Annotated in this window: 23 protein-coding genes and 2 tRNA genes; 4 read left to right on the forward strand and 21 right to left on the reverse strand. The window is 40.8% G+C overall.

The annotated features are described in order from the left end of the window. Positions 1–21 precede the first annotated feature (21 nt). Both EHW89_RS08040 and rnjA read left to right on the forward strand, forming a co-directional pair. Entirely contained in the window at positions 22–252 is a 231-nt protein-coding gene (locus EHW89_RS08040) for a DNA-directed RNA polymerase subunit epsilon (RefSeq protein ID WP_106384694.1), read from the forward strand. 3 nt (positions 253–255) lie between these two features. Further along, on the forward strand, positions 256–1,938 hold the full coding sequence (gene rnjA, locus EHW89_RS08045; protein ID WP_126467780.1) for a ribonuclease J1: 1,683 nt from the start codon (positions 256–258) through the stop codon (positions 1,936–1,938). Positions 1,939–2,160: 222 nt separating this feature from the next. Here the strand turns inward: rnjA and gap are convergent, their stop codons facing one another. The 11 genes from gap to rsgA all read right to left on the reverse strand — a co-directional run bounded on the left by gap (position 2,161) and on the right by rsgA (position 12,898). After that, entirely contained in the window at positions 2,161–3,168 is a 1,008-nt protein-coding gene (gene gap / locus EHW89_RS08050; protein ID WP_003026445.1) for a type I glyceraldehyde-3-phosphate dehydrogenase, read from the reverse strand. Between the two features lie 514 nt (positions 3,169–3,682). After that, positions 3,683–5,764: an elongation factor G gene (fusA, locus tag EHW89_RS08055; protein ID WP_126467782.1), complete on the reverse strand. Its 2,082-nt coding sequence runs from the start codon at positions 5,762–5,764 to the stop codon at positions 3,683–3,685. A 159-nt stretch (positions 5,765–5,923) separates the two neighbouring features. Then, entirely contained in the window at positions 5,924–6,394 is a 471-nt protein-coding gene (gene rpsG / locus EHW89_RS08060) for a 30S ribosomal protein S7 (protein WP_003026449.1), read from the reverse strand. Positions 6,395–6,413: 19 nt separating this feature from the next. Continuing rightward, positions 6,414–6,827 carry a 30S ribosomal protein S12 gene (gene rpsL, locus EHW89_RS08065; protein ID WP_003026451.1) on the reverse strand — a complete coding sequence of 138 codons (414 nt, stop codon included), beginning with the start codon at positions 6,825–6,827 and terminating at the stop codon, positions 6,414–6,416. A gap of 201 nt (positions 6,828–7,028) precedes the next feature. Next, a complete protein-coding gene (locus tag EHW89_RS08075) occupies positions 7,029–7,607 on the reverse strand; it encodes a hypothetical protein (RefSeq protein WP_126467784.1) in 579 nt (192 codons plus the stop codon). A gap of 13 nt (positions 7,608–7,620) precedes the next feature. After that, positions 7,621–8,439, reverse strand: a complete 819-nt coding sequence (gene purR / locus EHW89_RS08080; RefSeq protein ID WP_003026455.1) for a pur operon repressor — start codon at positions 8,437–8,439, stop codon at positions 7,621–7,623. Between the two features lie 91 nt (positions 8,440–8,530). Continuing rightward, positions 8,531–9,475 (reverse strand): 3'-5' exoribonuclease YhaM family protein, encoded by a 945-nt coding sequence (locus EHW89_RS08085; RefSeq protein WP_126467786.1) that lies wholly within the window; start codon positions 9,473–9,475, stop codon positions 8,531–8,533. Further along, on the reverse strand, positions 9,465–10,721 hold the full coding sequence (locus EHW89_RS08090; RefSeq protein ID WP_126467788.1) for a DNA recombination protein RmuC: 1,257 nt from the start codon (positions 10,719–10,721) through the stop codon (positions 9,465–9,467). Before EHW89_RS08090 ends, EHW89_RS08085 begins: the two co-directional genes overlap by 11 nt. A 1-nt stretch (position 10,722) precedes the next feature. After that, on the reverse strand, positions 10,723–11,355 hold the full coding sequence (locus EHW89_RS08095; RefSeq protein ID WP_126467790.1) for a thiamine diphosphokinase: 633 nt from the start codon (positions 11,353–11,355) through the stop codon (positions 10,723–10,725). Beyond that, entirely contained in the window at positions 11,348–12,007 is a 660-nt protein-coding gene (gene rpe, locus EHW89_RS08100; protein ID WP_003026463.1) for a ribulose-phosphate 3-epimerase, read from the reverse strand. The genes EHW89_RS08095 and rpe overlap by 8 nt, the downstream gene beginning before the upstream one ends. 12 nt (positions 12,008–12,019) lie before the next feature. Further along, positions 12,020–12,898, reverse strand: coding sequence for a ribosome small subunit-dependent GTPase A (gene rsgA / locus EHW89_RS08105; RefSeq protein WP_126467793.1), 879 nt, complete (start codon positions 12,896–12,898; stop codon positions 12,020–12,022). Between the two features lie 113 nt (positions 12,899–13,011). On the opposite strand from rsgA, the gene EHW89_RS08110 reads away from it, so the two are divergent. Continuing rightward, positions 13,012–13,094: transfer RNA gene (locus tag EHW89_RS08110), tRNA-Leu, on the forward strand. Between the two features lie 125 nt (positions 13,095–13,219). Continuing rightward, positions 13,220–13,308 (forward strand) — tRNA-Ser (locus tag EHW89_RS08115). 59 nt (positions 13,309–13,367) lie between these two features. On the opposite strand, the gene rsmA is transcribed toward EHW89_RS08115, so the two are convergent. From rsmA to glpK, 10 genes are all read right to left on the reverse strand, one after another. Further along, complete coding sequence (gene rsmA / locus EHW89_RS08120; RefSeq protein WP_126467795.1) at positions 13,368–14,243, reverse strand: 16S rRNA (adenine(1518)-N(6)/adenine(1519)-N(6))-dimethyltransferase RsmA; 876 nt, start codon at positions 14,241–14,243, stop codon at positions 13,368–13,370. An 18-nt stretch (positions 14,244–14,261) separates the two neighbouring features. After that, a complete protein-coding gene (locus EHW89_RS08125) occupies positions 14,262–14,978 on the reverse strand; it encodes a dimethyladenosine transferase (protein WP_126467797.1) in 717 nt (238 codons plus the stop codon). After that, entirely contained in the window at positions 14,968–15,546 is a 579-nt protein-coding gene (rnmV, locus tag EHW89_RS08130; protein ID WP_126467799.1) for a ribonuclease M5, read from the reverse strand. Before rnmV ends, EHW89_RS08125 begins: the two co-directional genes overlap by 11 nt. Then, on the reverse strand, positions 15,546–16,325 hold the full coding sequence (locus EHW89_RS08135; protein ID WP_022526008.1) for a TatD family hydrolase: 780 nt from the start codon (positions 16,323–16,325) through the stop codon (positions 15,546–15,548). Before EHW89_RS08135 ends, rnmV begins: the two co-directional genes overlap by 1 nt. 128 nt (positions 16,326–16,453) lie before the next feature. Beyond that, complete coding sequence (gene rpmH, locus EHW89_RS08140; RefSeq protein WP_003026476.1) at positions 16,454–16,588, reverse strand: 50S ribosomal protein L34; 135 nt, start codon at positions 16,586–16,588, stop codon at positions 16,454–16,456. A 146-nt stretch (positions 16,589–16,734) separates the two neighbouring features. Further along, positions 16,735–17,376 (reverse strand): hypothetical protein, encoded by a 642-nt coding sequence (locus EHW89_RS08145; RefSeq protein WP_049517043.1) that lies wholly within the window; start codon positions 17,374–17,376, stop codon positions 16,735–16,737. A gap of 92 nt (positions 17,377–17,468) precedes the next feature. Further along, a complete protein-coding gene (gene jag / locus EHW89_RS08150) occupies positions 17,469–18,506 on the reverse strand; it encodes an RNA-binding cell elongation regulator Jag/EloR (protein WP_003026480.1) in 1,038 nt (345 codons plus the stop codon). A 12-nt stretch (positions 18,507–18,518) separates the two neighbouring features. After that, positions 18,519–19,334: a YidC/Oxa1 family membrane protein insertase gene (locus tag EHW89_RS08155; RefSeq protein ID WP_119055669.1), complete on the reverse strand. Its 816-nt coding sequence runs from the start codon at positions 19,332–19,334 to the stop codon at positions 18,519–18,521. Further along, positions 19,318–19,677: a ribonuclease P protein component gene (rnpA, locus tag EHW89_RS08160; protein ID WP_003026482.1), complete on the reverse strand. Its 360-nt coding sequence runs from the start codon at positions 19,675–19,677 to the stop codon at positions 19,318–19,320. The genes EHW89_RS08155 and rnpA overlap by 17 nt, the downstream gene beginning before the upstream one ends. Positions 19,678–19,930: 253 nt before the next feature. Further along, positions 19,931–21,442: a glycerol kinase GlpK gene (gene glpK, locus EHW89_RS08165; RefSeq protein WP_126467801.1), complete on the reverse strand. Its 1,512-nt coding sequence runs from the start codon at positions 21,440–21,442 to the stop codon at positions 19,931–19,933. Positions 21,443–21,560: the final 118 nt, after the last annotated feature.

Below are 21,560 nucleotides of genomic sequence, written 5' to 3' on the forward strand. Positions count from 1 at the left end.
ATGAATGAGAAAGGAATTGAAATGATTTACAAAGTTTTTTATCAAGAAACAAAAGAACGCAATCCACGTCGGGAAAACACGCATTCTCTTTACTTGGATATTGACGCCAAAGACGAACTAGAAGGACGCATCAAAGCCCGGAAACTCGTCGAAGAAAAAACACCTTATAATGTTGAATTGATTACACTTTTGTCTGACAAACATTTAGAATACGAAAAAAAATCAGGCAACTTTACAATTACGGAGCTCTAAACCATGTCATATACTTTAAAACCCGAAGAAGTCGGTGTATTTGCCATTGGTGGTTTAGGAGAAATCGGAAAAAATACCTATGGGATTGAATACCAAGATGAGATTATCATCGTTGATGCAGGGATTAAATTTCCTGAAGACGACCTCTTAGGGATTGATTATGTCATTCCTGATTATTCTTATATCGTAGAAAATATTGACCGTATCAAAGGAGTGTTGATTACTCACGGTCACGAAGACCACATCGGAGGGATTCCCTTCCTTCTCAAGCAAGCAAATGTTCCCATTTATGCTGGACCACTTGCCCTTGCACTGATTCGTGGTAAATTGGAAGAGCACGGACTTTTACGTGACGCTAAACTCTACGAAATTAATCAAAATACCGAACTTCAATTTAAAAATTTAAAAGCAACCTTCTTCCGCACAACTCACTCTATCCCAGAGCCTTTGGGAATTGTCATCCACACACCTCAAGGGAAAATTGTTTGTACGGGTGACTTCAAGTTTGACTTTACCCCCGTTGGCGAGCCAGCAGATTTACATCGAATGGCAGCTCTTGGGGAAGATGGCGTTCTAGCACTTCTTTCTGATTCCACCAATGCAGAAATTCCAACTTTCACAAATTCCGAAAAAGTCGTTGGTCAATCTATCATGAAAATCATTGAAGGCATTCACGGGCGGATTATTTTTGCCTCCTTTGCCTCAAATATCTTCCGTCTTCAACAAGCTGCGGATGCTGCGGTTAAAACTGGCCGAAAAATTGCTGTTTTTGGACGCTCAATGGAAAAAGCCATTACCAATGGAATTGAGCTAGGTTACATCAAAACACCTAAAGGAACCTTCATCGAACCAAACGAAATCAAAGACTATCCCGCAAATGAAATTCTAATCATGTGTACAGGAAGTCAAGGAGAGCCAATGGCAGCTCTTTCACGCATTGCGAATGGAACACATCGTCAAGTGCAGCTTCAACCAGGTGATACAGTGATTTTCTCTTCTAGTCCTATCCCTGGAAATACTACTAGTGTCAATAAACTCATTAACACCATTTCAGAGGCTGGCGTTGATGTTATCCACGGGAAAATCAATAACATCCATACATCTGGACACGGTGGACAACAAGAGCAAAAATTGATGCTTCGTTTGATAAAACCTAAGTATTTTATGCCAGTTCATGGTGAATACCGCATGCAAAAAGTCCATGCCGGGCTTGCAATGGATACAGGTATCCCTAAAAAGAATATCTTTATCATGAGCAATGGAGACGTTTTAGCCCTAACTGCTAATTCTGCTCGCATTGCAGGAAGTTTTAATGCCCAAGATATTTATGTTGATGGTAATCGTATCGGAGAAATCGGTGCCGCAGTCCTCCGTGACAGACGGGATCTTTCCGAAGATGGCGTTGTCCTTGCAGTAGCTACCGTTGACTTTAAATCAAAAATGATTTTGGCTGGTCCCGATATCCTTAGTCGCGGTTTTATCTATATGCGTGAATCAGGCGATCTCATTCGTCACAGCCAGCGTATCCTTTTCAATGCGATTCGTATTGCATTAAAAAATAAAGATGCTAGTATTCAGTCAGTCAATGGTGCCATCGTAAATGCTCTCCGACCATTTTTATACGAAAATACAGAGCGTGAGCCCATTATCATCCCAATGATTTTAACACCAGATGAAGAAGTCTAGCAATACAATCCTTACATAGTAAAAAACAACTTGATTTGGGTAAAGTCAAGTTGTTTTTATTGTAGCTTGGTCATAACGACCAAACGAGTGGAAACTCTGGAGTTTTATCAACATTCTAATTTAATTTTTGTACATATTCAACTCCCAACTTCCACAAGTCTGAGCCGAGGAGCGAATGACAACAAAAAAGAGAGGCGAACCTCTCTTCTCTATACTGATGAATTATTTAGCAATTTTTGCAAAGTATTCAAGAGTACGTACAAGTTGTGCAGTGTATGACATTTCGTTATCGTACCAAGATACAACTTTCACCAATTGTTTTCCGTCAACATCAAGAACTTTAGTTTGAGTTGCATCAAACAATGAACCAAATGACATACCTACGATATCTGAAGATACGATTGGATCTTCTGTGTAACCGTATGATTCGTTAGCTGCTGCTTTCATAGCTGCATTTACTTCATCAACAGTTACATTCTTTTCAAGAACAGCAACCAATTCAGTAACTGATCCAGTTGGAGTTGGAACACGTTGAGCTGAACCATCAAGTTTACCGTTCAATTCTGGAATAACAAGACCGATAGCTTTAGCAGCACCAGTTGAGTTAGGAACGATGTTTGCAGCACCAGCACGAGCACGGCGAAGGTCACCTTTACGATGAGGACCGTCAAGGATCATTTGGTCACCAGTGTAAGCGTGAATTGTTGTCATCAAACCTTCAACGATACCGAAGTTGTCTTGAAGTGCTTTAGCCATTGGAGCCAAGCAGTTTGTAGTACATGAAGCACCTGAGATAACTGTTTCAGTACCATCAAGAACATCGTGGTTAGTGTTAAATACGATTGTTTTAACATCGTTTCCGCCAGGAGCAGTGATAACAACTTTCTTAGCTCCACCTTTAAGGTGTTTTTCAGCTGCATCTTTCTTAGCAAAGAAGCCAGTTGCTTCCAAAACGATTTCTACACCATCAGTAGCCCAGTCGATTTGTTCTGGGTCACGTTCAGCAGAAACTTTAACGAATTTACCGTTAACTTCGAATCCACCTTCTTTAACTTCCACAGTACCGTCGAAACGACCTTGAGTTGTGTCATATTTCAACAAATGTGCAAGCATAACTGGATCTGTAAGGTCGTTGATACGAGTAACTTCAACACCTTCTACGTTTTGGATACGACGGAATGCAAGACGACCGATACGACCGAAACCGTTAATACCAACTTTAACTACCATTCGTGATTTCCTCCTTATGAAAATCAAAAAATTTTTATGTGAAAAGAGTAACTTGAGTTGCTACAAATCACCTTTCAACATATCTATTATATACTTTATCCCTTAAAATTGCAACTGATTTCAGCATTATTAACAAGGAATATCATTTCTTTCAAAGATTTTCATTTCTCTTTCATTTTCGGAAGCTAAGTGGGAGATATGCAAAAAGAGAGTGGGACAGAAATCAGTAGTTTCGTAAAAACTTGATTTCATCGTCCCACCTCTGTACGGTTGAGTAGAGCTGTAAAAGTTGATTTATCAACGTATTAGAGTCCACTCAGCAGTGATTAATTGGCACTAAAGTGCCTAATTAATTGTGCATGGGAAACTCTACATTGACTAAAGTGAATAGAGCTTCTCCAAACCACTGCATCTTATAATTCTGACTATATAAACAAAGGAAGCTGAGTACATTGTCCCAGCTTCCTTTTTTATAAAAAACGCCCGCAACTGCGGACGCATGGGCTTGACTTGATTAAGCCTCACCTTTATTTTTCTTAATGATTTCTTCTTGTACTGACTTCGGTACATCTTCGTAGTGGTCAAATACCATCATGAAAGTACCGCGTCCTTGTGATGCTGAACGAAGAACTGTTGCATAACCGAACATTTCAGCAAGTGGAACATAGGCACGAACGATTTGGCTGTTACCATGAGCTTCCATACCATCAACACGTCCACGACGAGCTGTTACGTGTCCCATAACGTCACCGAGGTTTTCTTCTGGTACAGTAATTGTAACAAGCATCATTGGTTCAAGAATGGTTGGTTGCGCAGTCTTAGCAGCTTCTTTAAGAGCAAGAGAGGCAGCAACTTTGAAGGCTGTTTCTGATGAGTCGACATCGTGGTATGAACCATCATACAGTTTTGCCTTCACGTCAACGATTGGGTAACCAGCAAGAACACCGTTTGCCATTGACTCAATCAAACCTTTTTCTACAGCTGGGATGAATTCACGTGGAACGACACCACCAACGATAGCATTTTCAAACTCGAATCCTTTTCCTTCTTCATTTGGAGTAAATTCAATCCAAACATCACCGAATTGACCTTTACCACCTGATTGACGTTTGAAGAATCCACGTGCTGATGTTTGTGCACGGAAAGTTTCACGATAAGATACTTGAGGAGCACCTACGTTTGCTTCAACTTTGAATTCACGACGCATACGGTCTACAAGGACATCCAAGTGAAGTTCACCCATACCAGAGATAACTGTTTCACCAGTTTCAACGTTAGTTTCAACGCGGAAAGTTGGATCTTCTTCAGCCAATTTTTGAAGGGCAATACCCATCTTATCTTGGTCAGCTTTTGACTTAGGTTCAACCATCAATTGGATAACTGGTTCTGGAACTTCGATAGATTCAAGGATAATTTTTGCCTTTTCATCTGTCAATGAGTCACCAGTTGTAGTATCTTTCAAACCAACAGCCGCAGCAATGTCACCAGAGTAAACTGTTTCGATTTCATTCCGGTGGTTAGCGTGCATTTGCAGGATACGTCCGATACGTTCACGTTTCCCTTTAGAAGTATTCAATACGTATGAACCGCTGTTCAAGACACCTGAGTAAACACGGAAGAATGTCAAACGACCTACAAATGGGTCCGTCATAATCTTGAAAGCAAGTGCTGCAAATGGTTCTTCATCAGAAGCTGGACGAGTTTCTTCTTCGTCTGTATCTGGGTTTACACCTTTAATAGCTGGAATATCAAGTGGGCTTGGAAGATAGTCAATAACTGCATCAAGCATCATTTGAACACCTTTGTTCTTGAAGGCAGAACCAGCAAGAACTGGGAAGAATTCAACATTGATCGTTGCTTTACGGATTGCAGCTTTCAATTCTGCTTCAGTAATCTCTTCACCTTCAAGGTATTTCATCATCAAATCTTCATCAGTTTCAGCAACTGCTTCGACCAATTTTTCACGCCATTCTTGAGCTTGTTCAAGGTAATCTGCTGGAATATCTTCTTCAAGAATATCTGTTCCAAGGTCATTTGTATAGATTTCAGCTTTCATGCGAACCAAGTCAATGATTCCACGGAAGTCGTCCTCTGCACCAATTGGTAATTGAATTGGATGAGCATTTGCTTGAAGACGATCGTGAAGAGTGCTTACTGAATAAAGGAAGTCAGCACCAATTTTATCCATTTTGTTAGCAAATACGATACGTGGAACACCATATTCAGTTGCTTGACGCCAAACTGTTTCCGTTTGAGGTTCAACACCTGATTGTGAGTCAAGGACAGTTACGGCACCATCCAATACACGAAGGGAACGTTGTACTTCAATTGTGAAGTCCACGTGTCCTGGTGTGTCGATAATGTTGACACGGTAATCTTTCCATTGTGCTGTTGTTGCAGCAGATGTAATGGTAATACCACGTTCTTGTTCTTGTTCCATCCAGTCCATTTGTGAAGCACCTTCGTGTGTTTCACCAATTTTATGGATTTTACCGGTATAGTAAAGAATACGTTCAGTCGTTGTTGTTTTACCAGCATCGACGTGAGCCATGATACCGATGTTACGAGTTTTTTCAAGTGAAAATTCGCGAGCCATTTGGTTGTTTCTCCTATTATTTTATTTACAGTTTATTATAACATATTTTAAGAAAAGCGAGTAGGCAAATCCTACCCGCTTGTTGATTACTCATGCTAATTAGTAAGAGTACTAAGCCTTGGAAAGAGCTTTTGCAATTCTCTAAAAAGAGAAGCAATCTTACCAGCGGAAGTGAGCAAAAGCACGGTTAGCTTCAGCCATACGGTGAGTATCTTCACGTTTTTTAACAGCTGCACCAGTATTGTTAGCTGCATCCATGATTTCTTTTGCAAGGCGATCTTGCATAGTGTGTTCTCCACGTGAACGTGAAATAGTTACCAACCAACGAAGTCCAAGAGTTGTACGACGTTCTGGACGAACTTCAACTGGGACTTGGTAGTTAGAACCACCAACACGGCGAGCACGTACTTCAAGTACAGGCATGATATTTTCCATAGCTGTTTCAAATACTTCAAGTGCATCATTTCCAGTAGCTTCTTTGATTTGTTCAAAAGCACCATATACGATTGAAGCTGCTGTACCACGTTTCCCATCAAGCATAACGCGGTTGATAAGACGTGTCACTAATTTTGAATTGTAGAGCGGATCTGGCAATACTTCGCGCTTAGGCGCACGGTTTTTACGACTCATTGATCTTTATCCCCTTTCCTTATGCTTTTGGTTTTTTCGTACCGTATTTAGAACGGCCTTGTTTACGATCAGTTACACCTGCAGTATCAAGTGCACCACGAACGATATGGTAACGTACCCCTGGAAGGTCTTTTACACGTCCACCACGAAGAAGCACAACACTGTGTTCTTGCAAGTTATGTCCGATACCTGGGATATATGCAGTCACTTCGATCAAGTTGCTCAAACGTACACGAGCAAATTTACGAAGAGCTGAGTTAGGTTTTTTAGGTGTCATAGTACCAACACGAGTTGCTACACCACGTTTTTGTGGTGAGTTTTCACGAGTAGGGACACGCTTCAAACTATTATAACCAACGTTTAAAGCTGGTGATTTAGATTTTTCTACTTTTGATTTACGCGGTTTGCGAACCAATTGGTTAATTGTAGGCATCTACATTTCTCCTGTATTTTTTTAATTTTGGTGATGATACACTTGGTGACAGCTATCATCTGCGTGTACTTTTGCAACATTTGTCAGCACGTCTCTGTACACTTTTGAGAGACCAAAAGTAAAAAGTACCGTCTATTAGTATAACACGACGGCACTTTCTTTGTCAATATATTTTTTATAGTTTTCCTATTGAAATCCCAGTTACTGCCCCGTAGTATTTGCGGCTGGAGTTTGAGCTGAATTGGTCTCAGCCTGTCCTGTGGTAGCTGAAGTTGCTGGCGCTTGATAGGTTTGAGGATAAGTTTGTTGATAAGTTTGTTGATAAGTTTGTTGGTACGTTTGCCCTGCATCTGTTTGAGGCGTCACAGCATTTTGACTTTCTGTAGCAGCTGCTTCGCTAGCTGCACGCGCCGCAATCGCATCACTGACTGCCTTAATCCGCTGTTGAAATTGAGTCTTTTGTGTTTCGTCTTTTACCTTATCTACTTTTTCCTGAGCAGCTGTTACATTAGCTGTTGTCTGCTCCGCTTCCAGTTTTTTAACAGCCTCTTCTGCTTCTTGCACAATTTTCGCTTGTTCTTTTTTGTCCTTTTCTGCTTTCGACTCTGAGGTTTTTGACGTTGAAACTGTTCGTCTTACAGTCGGAGCGGCTGCACGCGCCGCGTCATCTTGCTTTTTAACGAAAAATAATCCCGCAGCAAGAATGAGTGCCAAAACTGTAACAATCGAAACTCTCAGCCACAAGGAGCTTTGATCCAATTTATCCAATATATTTTTCAAATTTTCACCTCATCTATTTGTCAAAAATATTCCCAACTTCTACGCTGATTTTGTTGGACTTCACATCAATAGCTGTCACTTTCAACAATGATTTGTAATCCAAATGTTCACGTTCTGTCTGTGCATTTTCCGCGAAGACCGCTACACCAGCCAATTCCGAATCAAATTCTCGTAAAAGACTAATCATGCCATTGACTGTTCCGCCACCTTTTAAGAAATCATCTACGATTAACACACGGCTTCCAGCTTTCAGGCTGCGTTTCGACAAAAACATTTTTTCAATACGGTCACCACTTGAACCAGACACATAATTGACACTAACCGTTGAACCCTCTGTGATTTTCAAGTCGCGGCGCACAATGACAAATGGAACATTTAACACATTTGCCACTGCATTTGCCAACGGCACTCCTTTTGTGGCAACAGTCATTACGGCATCAATTTTTTGATTTCGAAACGTCTTGGCAATAATGCGTCCAATGTTGTTTAAAATAGAAGGCGTACTCAGCAAATCCGATAAGTAAATGTAGCCACCGGGTAAAATTCGATTGCTTTCAGACAATTTCGTACGGAGGTCTTCCACCATTGCTCTAGCTTCTTTATCCGAGATAGAAGGAGTAAAAATAACGCCTCCTCCTGCTCCTGTAATGGTTTCGATATGCCCGATTTCCATTTCTTCAAAAGCACGTTTGATAATGACAATATCTTCGGAAATGGAAGATTTTGCGGACTCATACTTTTCAGCAAATGTATTGAGACTTGTTAATTCGTACGGATGATTGATTAGGTAGTTAGAAATGACTACCATGCGTTCACTTCTTCTTAATTTCATTTTTTCACCAATTTATTTTATTTTCTTCATTATATCATAATCAGTCCAAAAAACGAACATTATTTTTGCAATAACATTCGTTTTTCGTTTTTTACTTATCAAAATTAGGCTTATAGAAAGAGCGGTTGTCCATAGCAAAGATTCGATTGGTCATCTCACCCTCGCCAACCAAGGCTAGAGCCGAAGTCATCATCATCATTTCCGCATCTAAATTATCAATCATGTGGATAATTTCAGCTTCCATGATTTTCGGACGCACTGGACTACCGTATTCCAACAAACCGTGATGACTTAGCAAAACATGACGGAGAACAATGACATCTTCTTTAGTGTCGTCAATTTTTAATTCTGCCAACACCTTTGTTATTTCTTCATCAATCAAAGCGATGTGTCCGATGAGATTGCCTCGAACGGTGTATTCTGTTTGCTCTGGACCTGTCAATTCCAGCACCTTTGCTAAATCATGGAGCATAATTCCTGCATAGAGCAAGCTCTTATTTAATTGCGAGTAAATCTCACCAATGGCATTTGCCAGCCGCACCATTGTAGCTGTATGAAAAGCAAGTCCTGCCTCAAAAGCGTGGTGATTGGTTTTCGCTGCTGGATAGGAGTAAAATTCTTTATCGTATTTAGCATACAAAGCCCGCACCACACGCTGCCAAACTGGATTTTCAATTTTGAAGATCATTTGTGCCAGATATTCACGTAGTTCTTGGACATCAACTGGTGGTTTTTCCTTAAAATCAGCTGGATTGTTTGGCTCGCCAACTTTAGGCAATCGCAAGGTAATTTGATTGACTTGAGGGGTGTTGTTATACACTTCTCTGCGCCCTTGCATGTGCACGACTTTTCCAGCAATAAATTCTTCTACATTGTGAGGTTGAGCATCCCATAATTTTCCTTCAATCGTTCCCGTATCATCTTGAAAGGTAAATGCCAAATAATTTTTTCCAGCCCTTGTCTGACGTAGTTCAGCGGATTTGATGAGATAAAATCCCTCAAACAGCTCGTCTTTTTTCATTTGGTTAATCTTCATATTCTTCCTCTTCATCTTGGAAATCTAGCAGACCATTTAAGTCCGACTTGTCCGAAATTTCAATATGGCGCAAAGTTCGCTCGATAGCATTGGTTCTGCGCGTCAGCAATTCATCAATATTGCCAGAAGCGTGTTGCAAATGTTTTTGCGCCTTGAGCAAAATGCCACCAAATTTATTAAATTCTGATTTGACATTGCCCAAAACCTTGCTGATGTCATCTGCACTTCTTTGAATGTTGAGCGTTTTAAAACCGACCGAAAGCGAATTGAGTAGGGCAGACAACGTAGATGGTCCTGCGACCACAATCTGCTCGTCTCGACGCAAACTGTCAAAGAATTCCGGATTGCGAACGACTTCTGAATAAAGCCCTTCCGTTGGTAAAAACATCACGCCAAAGTTTGTTGTTGCAGGAGGCGCTAAATATTTCTTATTGATGTCCTTGGCAAAACGTTTGACACTAGCCAACAAAGACTTGCGGTACAAATCAATCTCTTCTTTGTTTCCTGACTCATAAGCATCCTCTAAGCGATAGTAGTCAGCAAGCGGAAACTTGGAATCAATTGGCAAATAAATGTATTCTTTTTCTACTTGCCCCGGTAATTTAATCGCGTACTCTACGCGTTCACTAGAGCCTGCAACTGTCGCAAATTCGCGTTCGTACTGGCTCGGTGTCATAATATCTTCAATAATCTGACCGAGTTGCAATTCACCTAAAATTCCACGCGTTTTGGTATTGGAGAGCACTTTATTTAGAGTGCCCACATCACGCGCTACATGTTGCATCTCGCCTAGACCACGATTGACTGACTCCAACTGTTTAGAAACCGTTTCAAAGGAGGTTTGCAACCGCGTCTGCAGCGTTTTCTCTAATTTTTCTTCTACTGTTTGGCGCATTTGTTCTAAACGACGGTCATTTGACTCCTGAATCTGACGCATTCGTTCGTCTGTCTTATCACGATTTTTGGTTAGATTCTCGCTTATCTCTAACCGCATTTCTGTTAAATTTCGATGTAAATCCGTGCGCACCTCTCCCAAACGATCTCCCAGAGTTAATTCCAGCTGTTGCTGTGCTAAAAGGCTCTGCTGCCGCTCCTGTTCAAAACGATAATCCAACTGATCAGATAACTGATCGGCTTGATCTTCAAAAATCTTCTTCGCTTGATCTGTCTGTTGCTGATTCTTTTGCCACAAAAGAAAGGTCACAATAAGATTTCCCAGCAATAAGAAGATGATTACAAACTCCATACTAACTCCTGTCTTTGCTATAAATGATAATAACATAACCTGATTGGCACTCTAAAAAAACGGGCTCATCTATAAATTCGTTAGAAGCATACACTTTTTTGAAAAAATAATTGGATTCGTTTAAAGGATATTTGGCGCCTTCAATGCTCAACCGACTATTGTCCGCAGGCATAAAAGCTAAATAGTTCATACCAGCTACTGGCTTTACCTCGTGCCGCCCTTGAGGACAATAGCAGAGCTGATTTTGTGCATTGTGCAGTCGAATTTGCTGCATATAAGGAGTAATTTCTGGATTACTCGGCAAGAAAATATTTGCCAAAGTATGATCCAAGCGCCCGCCAAAAGCACCAAAAATCGTCACTTGCGCCTGTGGAGAACGTGCAAAAACAGCTTTGACAGCCAACTCTAAATCCGTATCATCTTTTTCAGGTTGTGCTTGAAGTACCTCTTTCGATTGAGAACAAATCAAAGCCAACTCTTCCTCCGAAACAGAATCAAAATCACCGACCGCTAAATCTGGGCAAATGCCTTGTTCAATGAGAAACAAGCTTCCCCTATCTACCCCGATAAAGAGGTCAAAATCCATTTGAAAATTATCTATCGTCCCACCAGCAAAGAGAGCAATTTTAATCATGCAATGCTTCTTTCAAGGTTTGAACCTGATGAGCGACATCACCTTTGAAAACGTAACTACCTGCCACAAAGACATTGGCACCAGCTTCTTTGGCAATGCCAATGGTTTCATCATCAATACCACCGTCTACTTCAATATCAAAGTCTAGTTGGTTCACTTCTCTCAAAACGACTAATTCGCGTACTTTATCCATTGTTTCTGGTAGAAAAGCTTGTCCACCGAAGCCCGGATTGACAGTCATTACTAAGACTTGGTCAACTAGATTAAGTACGTTTTTCACCGCTTCAACAGGCGTTCCCGGATTGATAACAACACTTGCCTTGACACCAGCTGCCCGAATCTTTTGCAAAGCTCCGTGAATATGTGGTGTTGCTTCAGCGTGGATGCTGATAATATCTGCACCCGCACGAGCAAAATCTTCAATATGGTGTTCTGGATTGGAGACCATGAGATGACAATCAAACACCAACTTACTATGTGGTCGCATGCTCGCTACCACACCCGCACCGAAGCTGATATTGGGTACAAAATGTCCGTCCATAATATCAATATGAGCGTAATCTGCCCCTGTGGCTTCTAATTTTTTCAATTCTGATTCAAAGTTTGCATAGTCTGCACTTAAAATAGACGGTGCAATTTTATATGATTTCATTTGGCTTCCTCCTCATTTAGGCTGCTTTTTAACTACTTTTTTATAGGTTTCACGACGATGTTCAATTTCACTCAAAAATTGCAGGTAATCTTCAAATCGAAAGGCTGCAATTGTTCCATTTTCAACAGCAGGTTTCACTGCACAGCTCGGTTCATGCGTATGAGTACACGTTCGGAATTTGCAGCCACGACTGACTTCGGCAATTTCAGGAAATGCTCGGTTTAAATCCTCCGCATTGTCCACTTCGTAATCCAAGGAAGAAAATCCCGGAGTATCCGCAAGTTTTCCTCCATTAAGAGTGTAAAAACTGACAGCTCGTGTCGTATGACGACCGCGACCTAGACTCTCTGAAATCTCACCTGTTTCTAATTGCAAATCTGGTGCGATTTTATTGAGCAAAGTGGATTTGCCAACTCCTGTCTGCCCCATGAAAACCGTCTTTTTACTTGTCAAAAATGGCAACAGTTCTGCGACTGTTTTGGCAGTATCATAACCAATCGCTTGGTAAACATCAAGAAAAGCATCTAGCTCTTTGTCGTCCTCCAACAAATCCAATTTACTGATATAAATAATCGGATGAATGGCTTTCTGCTCCAAAAGAACTAAGAACCGATCCAAAAGATTGGGATTAAAATCTGGCTCTTTGGCACTCATTATCACGACAGCCTGATCGATATTAACGATGGGCGGCCTCACTAGACTGTTTTTTCGCTCTGCTATTTTTAAAATGTATCCTTCAGAATCTTTCTCAGCAGAAAATTCGACCTCATCTCCCACATAGGGAGTTTGACCTTTCTTACGAAAATTCCCTCTGGCTCTGGTCTGATACACCTTGCCTTCTGACTCTACATAATAGAAGCCAGCCAAGGCTTTCACAATTGTTCCTTTCAAATGGACTCCTTTAACGCTTAATAAGTTCATTATAACAAAAAAACCAGTATTTTGCTTTTCAGTGCAAAAAAAAATGATGAAAAACGTTTCTAATGTGGTATAATAGATACCGAGCGGAAATGGCGGAACGGCAGACGCGCATGCTTCAGGCGCATGTGTCCATTCGGACGTGAGGGTTCAAATCCCTTTTTCCGCATTTTTATTTTGTTAGGTGTTTTGGTATTGCAGCTTATGCTGCGCTTTGTCTTCTCGCCTAAAACGAAATAGCCTATTTTGAATGCTTCTATCGAGCCCATTCAAAAATTGCTTATTCTAAATTTTGGAAAGGTGGCCCAGCTTGGTACGGCACCGGACTCGAAATCCGGCAAATGGATTTTATTCATGCGCGGGTTCAAATCCCGTCCTTTCCTTATAAAGAACCTCACTAAGACGAACTTAGTGAGGCTTTTTGTTTACAATATTATTCAACTTATCTGAACCCTTCGTCATATAAGCTGTCTGCTAAACGTGCAAATTCTTGCAAATCAAGCGCTTCTCCTCGTACACTTGGAGATAACTCAGCATTGTCCAAAGCGGACTCTAGCTTTGTTTTGACTTCATTAGACTTCCCAAAATAACTGGTCAGATTATTCCAGAGGGTTTTCCGGCGGTGAGTAAAGCTAGCTTTTGAGACTTTGAAGAATAATGACTCATCTTTGACCTCAACTGCTGGCTGGTCTCTGCGGACCATCTTGAGGATAGCCGAATCCACATTTGGAGCAGGAACAAAGACTGTTCGTGGTACGATAAAAGCGACCTTGGCGGTCATATAATACTGCACCGCTATTGACAAACTGCCATAAGATTTACTATTGGGTTGCGCCGAGATACGATCAGCCACTTCTCGCTGCATCATCACGACAAATTCACTAAAAGGAATGCCACTCTCAATCAAGTGCATGAGGATAGGAGTGGTAATATAGTAGGGCAGGTTGGCCACCACTTTGATAGGAAGATTTGGATTAGCAAATTCCTTGATTCGGGCTTGCAAGTCTGACTTAAGAATATCTTCATTGACCACGCGCACATTGTCAAAATCCCGCAAAGTATCTGCCAAAATCGGCACCAAGCGCTCATCAATTTCAAAAGTCATAACTTCGGCTGCATTTTCTGCCAAAAACTCAGTTAGAGCTCCGATGCCTGGTCCGATTTCGATAACATTAACATTCTCATCAATCTCAGCTGTGTCCACAATTTTTTGTAAAATATTGGTATCCGTCAGAAAGTTCTGACCGAATGATTTTTTAAAAGTAAAGCCATGACGCTCTAAAATAGCTCGCGTCACACTATAATCCGCAATTCTCATAAATCTCTTTTCTATCTGTTAGCTGAATAAAATATATAAAATCCGCATAATTCCTAGCACAAGCAAAATCCAAAATGCTGGATGAATCCGGCGTTTGTTACCTTTTGAATCGGATTCAATCACATTATCTGCCTGCTTGCTTTCTTGATTTTGCCGCTTCTTCAACTCATCTTGGTAAGCAACCGAATTTAGAATATTATCTACTGGCAGCATGTCTGAAGCATAATCATCTGGGAAACCCATAGCTATCCCAAGCAAATCCTCGTTCGCTAAAGAAAAATCTAAATCTTCTGGTCGATTTTGCTGAATAGCTCGGACATTTTTTAAAAGTTTGTCAGAAGCAATAGGCAACTCGTCCATAGAAATAATTTCTAAAACGTCAAATCCTAGCGTATCGCCCTCTTTGATATTTGCAGTAATGTAACACACAAAGTCATCGTACAATTGCAAAGTCTGTGGAGCATGCTGCTCTAAAAAGGAGCGATTGCGACGAGCATTCTGATGAAAGTTTTCATCAGAAAGAGCAATCCCCGTATCCTGTGTCCGATAAAATTCTTCTGTCTTCTCTTTATCTTCTTTTTCAAGCTCTTCTGCTTTTTGCCACAAATCAATAGCCGCTTGCAGCTCTTCTTCACCCCAAAATAGTTGCCAGAAATAAGGAATCGTATAAATTCCCTCCGCTAAAACACGTACCTCATCTCCGTTTTTAAAATAAATATAACTTCTATTTGCCATCTCGCTTCCTTTCGTACTCTTTCATTACATTTTCAACATCTGTCAATCCAATCCCAAATAATTCCAAGCGTTTAAGCAATTGTTTCCCATTTGAATAGCCAATACGGAGTTCTTCACCTAAAAACTCACGACGTTTGCGGCTATCATTTCCAGCTAGAAATCCTAAGCGAATCAAATCTGAGCGCGTAATGTCAAAATCAGTCGTTTTCCCAAAATTCTTAGTCACCTGCGAAAGAGCTGTCCTCAAATCTTCATAAGAAGCATGCTCAATACCTAATGATTTTCCTTTACTTTTAGACTTAGGAGCTGCCTCATTGCGCTTTAAAAAAGCATGCTGAACGCTAGGAATCTCTGTCATAATCATTCTACGAATCCGCTCACCATTGACATCTGGGTCAGTAAAAACAATCACTCCATGCAGATTATGAAGGCGTTTGATGCGCTTTATATCTTCTTGACAAATCGCAGACCCTCTCGTTTCATAAGTTTCTACGTCAAAGTATTGTTTGAGGTTAGCTGTATCATCTCGACCTTCTACAACGATGACTTGAGAAATTTTTTCTTTCATCAATCTTCTTTCAAATTAAATATTCGCAGCGCATTTTCATAGGTCGCTTGCGCAACTTCTTCTGACATCAAGCCACGAAGCTCTGCAATCTTATCTACAACATAGCGAGTATAAGCCGTCCGATTTTCACGACCACGTTTTGGAACAGGAGCTAAGTAAGGTGCGTCCGTTTCAACTAGGATTTTGTCCAAAGGGAGATTTTGCGCAGCTTCCTGCACATCTACAGCCTTCTTAAACGTGACCACACCCGAAAATGAAATCATCATACCAAGTTGGATAAAACGCTCTGCCATTTCCAAAGAACCTGAATAAGAGTGCATAATGCCGCCACATGAACCTACACCTTCACTTTTAATAATCTCATATGTGTCGTCCAAGGCATCACGAGTGTGCACTACAAAAGGCAAGTCAAGATCTTTTGACAATTGAATCTGCCGTCGAAAAACTTGCTCTTGCGTCTCTTTCGGTGCTGTCATCCAATGATAATCCAATCCAATTTCACCAAGGGCAATAACTTTGGGATCATGCAAATGACTGACAAGCATGTCCTCCACTTCCTGCGTGTAAGAACCGGCCTCTGTCGGATGCCAGCCAATCGTACTGTAAAGCTCATCATATTGACGAGACAGCGCAAGCGACTTTTCAATGGTTTCTGCATCAAATCCCACAATATTCATCTTTGTGACACCTAACTCGCGTGCAAAAGCAATTTCTTCAGATTCTTTTCCTGCGAAATTGTCCACGTTGAGGTGTGTATGCGTATCAAAAATTTTCATCATTCATTCCTCTTTATATCAGTTTCTATTATATCAAAATCTCTGAGCAAATGCAGATTGTCCCTTTGTTCTCAAACAAAAAACCAGCGGTCTCGAGTTTCCGTTGGTTCTTCATTTTGTATTCGTTTGGATTATGCAGCCAAAACTTTGCGTCCTTTACGACGACGGCTTGCAAGTACGCGACGACCATTTTTAGTTGCCATACGATGACGGAAACCATGTTTGCGCGCACGACGGATTTTACTTGGTTGATAAGTACGTTTCACTTTGAATACCTCCTCTTAGATTCTTGTATTCGTTTAGCCGGCTATTGTGATCAGTTACTAAACATACTTTATTATTCTATATGATTCTACGCCTTTTGTCAATAGCAGCGCGAAATTGTTTTTGCTAAAGCCTCAAGAAAGTTTGTCTAAACCTCGTACAATTCTCTGGTTGCCTCATAGAACGGAATGAGAGTTGTCATAGTAGCCTGAAGCTTATCCAACACTTGCCTGATTGAAGTAGCTTGGGCTAAATCCACATCGTATTTTACTAAGACTTTACGGACTTGCCCTGTTTTTACTTGTTGGCTCAAATACTTCCGATTTTCTTCTGTTCCAGTAAATCGTTGACTGACTCCATTTATTTGAGCCAAATAATAAACTGGAACTGCGATTGGCACCTGCAAGACCCGATTTTGCTTGGTCAGACTGGTCTCATCTTTCTTACGCTCAATAAAACTAACTTCTAGCGACACCCCAAAGTCTTTCGGATTCCCATATAAGCGAAGGGCAAACATTGGTTCTGTGACATCGCCACAACCGCGCAAGTAGTTCCAAAAATGGGGACGCAAAATTTGAGCTTGATTCATCCAGTTGCTGGTACGCTCCAGAGTTAATTTTGGATAAAATCTTTGAAATTGCTTAACCAAGTCCGAAAATTCCGCGCGTGCTGCCTGACCTTTCTGTTTGAAATCAAGCATCATTTCTCTCAATTCTCCCGCTTTATCAGGAGAAATATATTTATGTCCTTGTAATGCTAAGTAAGTTTCAATAGCTGGAAAAATAGACATGTAAGCTCCTTTCTTCTCAATCTCAAGCACGTCAATTAGTGGACTAAACGGAAAGAAAGACTGAAAAGAAATTCTTCTCAGTCCTTAGTTTATTATTCACTGTCAATATCCACAACAACATAACGGTTTGGTTCGTCACCCTCTGAATAGCTGGTAAGCCCGTCCATTTTAGAAATAATTCGGTGAATAATTTTCCGCTCATTGTTAGACATAGGGTCGGTTTTTTGACTATGTTGGTATTCCAACACACGATCAGCTAGCTTCTGAGCGTAGCTTTGTAGAACTTCTGCTCGATGTTCTACATAATCATTGACATTGATAGAAATGTAAAAACTCTTAGAATAGCGATTATAAAGATAATTCTGTGCCAACAATTGAAGAGCTTTCAGCACTTTTCCGTGATAGCCAATAATGCGACCAGGCTCATTGGTATCAATCTGCATATTGATTGTCCGACGATTATGAGCACTTGCAATGCTAGCTTCAACATCCATTTCGTCCACGATGTTTTGCACATAGCCCGTCACACTCGCAACAACTTCTTCAACATCATAATTTTCTTCCACTTGAATGCCCAAATCTTCAAAATCAGCCGGCTCTTCAGCTATCGGTTGGACTTCCGAGCGCTTTTCTACAGCCTGGTCAAAAGAAATAATCTTGTCAGTTGTCTTTTCTTCTTGAGCGACCGATTTTTGAAAATTTACGATGTCACTATCTTTCAATAAGTCAATTGTGCCTGTTTCTTCAAGAATCGTGCTGGCTTCTTTTTCGTGCTTCAAAATTTCAGCTTTGACATCATCTGAGATTTCTTTGCCTTCTCCTTCGATTTTTTTAATGGCTGCAACAACATGTCCTAAGTCAACAGTTGCTTCACTCACGCTTTTAACGGGCTCATTTTGAGCGTTGATTGCTTCCGGAACACCTTTGACAGCTTTTTGGTTAGCTTTTACTACAGTTGTTTCGTTAATAGGTTCCACATCAACTTGGGCTAATTTCTTGCCAAATAATCCTAAAAATCCTTTTTTCTCACGAGAAATCACTTTGATATGTGCTTTCATCCGTGGAATATCTAACTCGCGCAAGCCATTTTGAATGGCTTCTTCAACACTCGCTCCTGTAAATAATACCATACAAGTGCCTCCTTACTTTCTCTTTTTTTGTGCTTTACGATAAGCACGTTTTTTCTTTTCTTCACGTTCCCGCTCAGCAGTCGCTTTCGCTTCTCTTTCTGCAATGATTTTATACGGATTGCTTAGTAAAAGCGTTTGGAACACCTGATACGCATACGATGTGCTCCAATATAAAGCAACCCCACTTGCTACACTCATGGCAAAGAAGAAAACAAACAGCGGCATGATAAACATCATTCCTGTCATCAAGCCATTGCGTTCCGCCATTCCTTTATTGCTCAACCAAGTACTCAAAAAGGTGAAAACAGCTGCTAAAACCGGCAAAATATAATAAGGGTCTGTCGCACCCAGATTCAGCCAGAGAAAATGCCCTACTTTGAGAAATTCAACACGCGTCAAAGCATGATACAAGGCAATCAACACAGGCATTTGAATGAGCAAAGGCCAAAATGATGCCGACGGTTTTACTCCTAATTCCTTATACAGCTTTTGAGTTTCTTCAGCTAAACGACTGCGACTTTCCATGTCGCGTCCCGGATATTTTGCCTGCAATTCTTTCACTAACGGCTGGGCTTCCTGCATTTTCCGAGAAGCATTGATCTGCAATTGGAAAACTGGCAGAAGAACCGTTCGAATAATTAAAGTGAAGAGGATAATCCCAATCCCCGTACTTCCGTTAAAGGAGAGAAACCGAATCGTTACGGCGAAGAAATACACAAATCTTTCCCATAAATCTGGCGAACTCGCTGTGACCTCACTCGTTCCACATGCAGTTAAAATGAGCAAAGCCAGAACTAAAAGCCCCGCCAACTTACTTTTCTTTTTCACAACTCAAACCTTCCTGATAAATTTTTGCTATTTTTAGTACATGAAGTAAATTTTGTTCCAATTCTTGATAGGTCAGAAATTCTACACCTTTCCGTGCAATGACGACAAAATCAAGGGTCGCTAGCTCTGCTTGATGAGCTATCAAAACGTGTCGAATACGGCGCTTAATCTTGTTGCGCATTACTGCATTTCCCAGTTTTTTACTGACAGATATTCCTACTCGAAAGTGTTTTTGCTTCTTTTCTAATGTATAAATGACGAATTTTCTGTTGGCAAAACTTTGCCCACTTTTGAAAATCGCATTAAAATCTTTCTCGCTCTTGACGCGATAGCTTTTCTTCAAAACTCAACTCCATCTACCAAAATTATATCTATTATACCATAATTTTCAAAAAAACCAATAAGAGCAGGCATATTCACCATTTTACTCTATCCAACTGATACAAAACGCATGTAATTCACTCTTAGTCTGAAAATTTAATGCTAAAAGAGTTAGTAAAGTAAAGAAGAGCGACTAAGATTGGCTCCTAATCCCTCTTCTCGTATCTTATACTAAATGATTACCGACACTTGTAATTCATAGTTATATTTTTCAACTATTTGTTAGATTCTTTTGCGAAAAACTGTGTTGCGGCAACTGCTGCTTTCCAGCCTTTATACAATTTTTGGCGCTCTAGCCCTGACATAGTTGGCTGGAATGTTTCCCCAACCGCATTTAATGTTTTGAGTTCTTCCATATCTTTCCAATAGCCAACCGCAAGACCTGCCAGAAAAGCTGCTCCAAGAGCTGTCGTTTCCAAATTTGCCGCACGCGCTAATTCAATTCCCAGAATATCTGCTTGAAACTGCATGAGGAAATCATTCATGGCAGCACCTCCATCTACCTTCAGGACTTGGATAGCTGTATCTGTGTCCATTTGCATGGTGTCAATGATATCGCGCACTTGATAAGCAATGGATTGCAGAGTTGCTTTGATAAAGTCTTCTTTACTCGTTCCACGCGTCAATCCAAAAATAGAGCCTCTTGCTTCTGGATCCCAATAAGGCGCTCCAAGCCCTGTAAAAGCTGGAACAACATATACTTCATTTTCATTGGTGGATTTTTTTGCATATCTCTCAGACTCAGGTGAGCTAGCAATCATACGAAGACCGTCACGAAGCCACTGAATGGCACTACCCGCAATAAAAATCGAACCTTCCAAAGCATAAGTCACTTTGCCATTTATCCCATAACCAATGGTCGTCAAAAGATTATTTTTGGATAAATTGCACTCCTGACCAGTATTCATAATGATGAAAGAGCCTGTCCCATAAGTATTCTTCACCATTCCCGGCTCAAATGCTAATTGCCCAAAGAGAGCAGCTTGCTGATCGCCTGCCATTCCTGCAATCGGAACTTCTCCGCCATAGAAATGATAAGGTGCTGTTTTGCCATACATTTCTGAGTTTGAGCGAACTTCTGGTAGCATAGCCTTAGGAATGTTGAGCAAGGATAAAATCTCGTCGTCCCACTTCAAATCCTTGATGTTGTATAACATGGTCCGCGCTGCATTGGAATAATCAGTCACATGAGCTGCACCATCCGTTAATTTCCAGACTAACCAGGTATCAATCGTACCAAAGAGCAATTCTCCTCGCTCTGCACGTTCCTGCGCTCCCTCTACCTGATCTAAAATCCAGCGTACCTTGGTCGCAGAGAAATAAGCATCTATGATCAAACCTGTTTTTTGATGAAAGAAATCTACATATCCATCTTGCTTGAGCTTTTCTGCTAAAGGAGCTGTTTGCCGAGACTGCCAAACAATGGCATTGTAAATGGGCAAGCCCGTTTCTTTATCCCATACAACTGTTGTCTCCCGTTGATTGGTAATGCCGATTGCTTCAATCTCTGTGGGCTTGATGCCACTTTCAATAAAAGCATTTGCAATGACCGACTGCACAGAATTCCAAATCTCATTTGCATTGTGCTCAACCCAGCCCGCCTGTGGAAAAATCTGAGTAAACTCTTTTTGACTCGTGGCAACCTTCTCACCCTTTTTATTGAAAATAATCGCCCGCGAGCTGGTTGTCCCTTGGTCAATCGCCATAATATAGGTTTCTTGTGACATAAAACGCCTCCGTTGTATAATCTGCTTTTATTATACACAATAAAGCGCTTTCTTTCTATCTTTTTCTTCTGTTTTTGTGAAAATTTCACTCAATTATATGCTTGGCGTATAAAAAACG

This window comes from Streptococcus periodonticum (assembly GCF_003963555.1).
GTDB lineage: Bacteria > Bacillota > Bacilli > Lactobacillales > Streptococcaceae > Streptococcus > Streptococcus anginosus.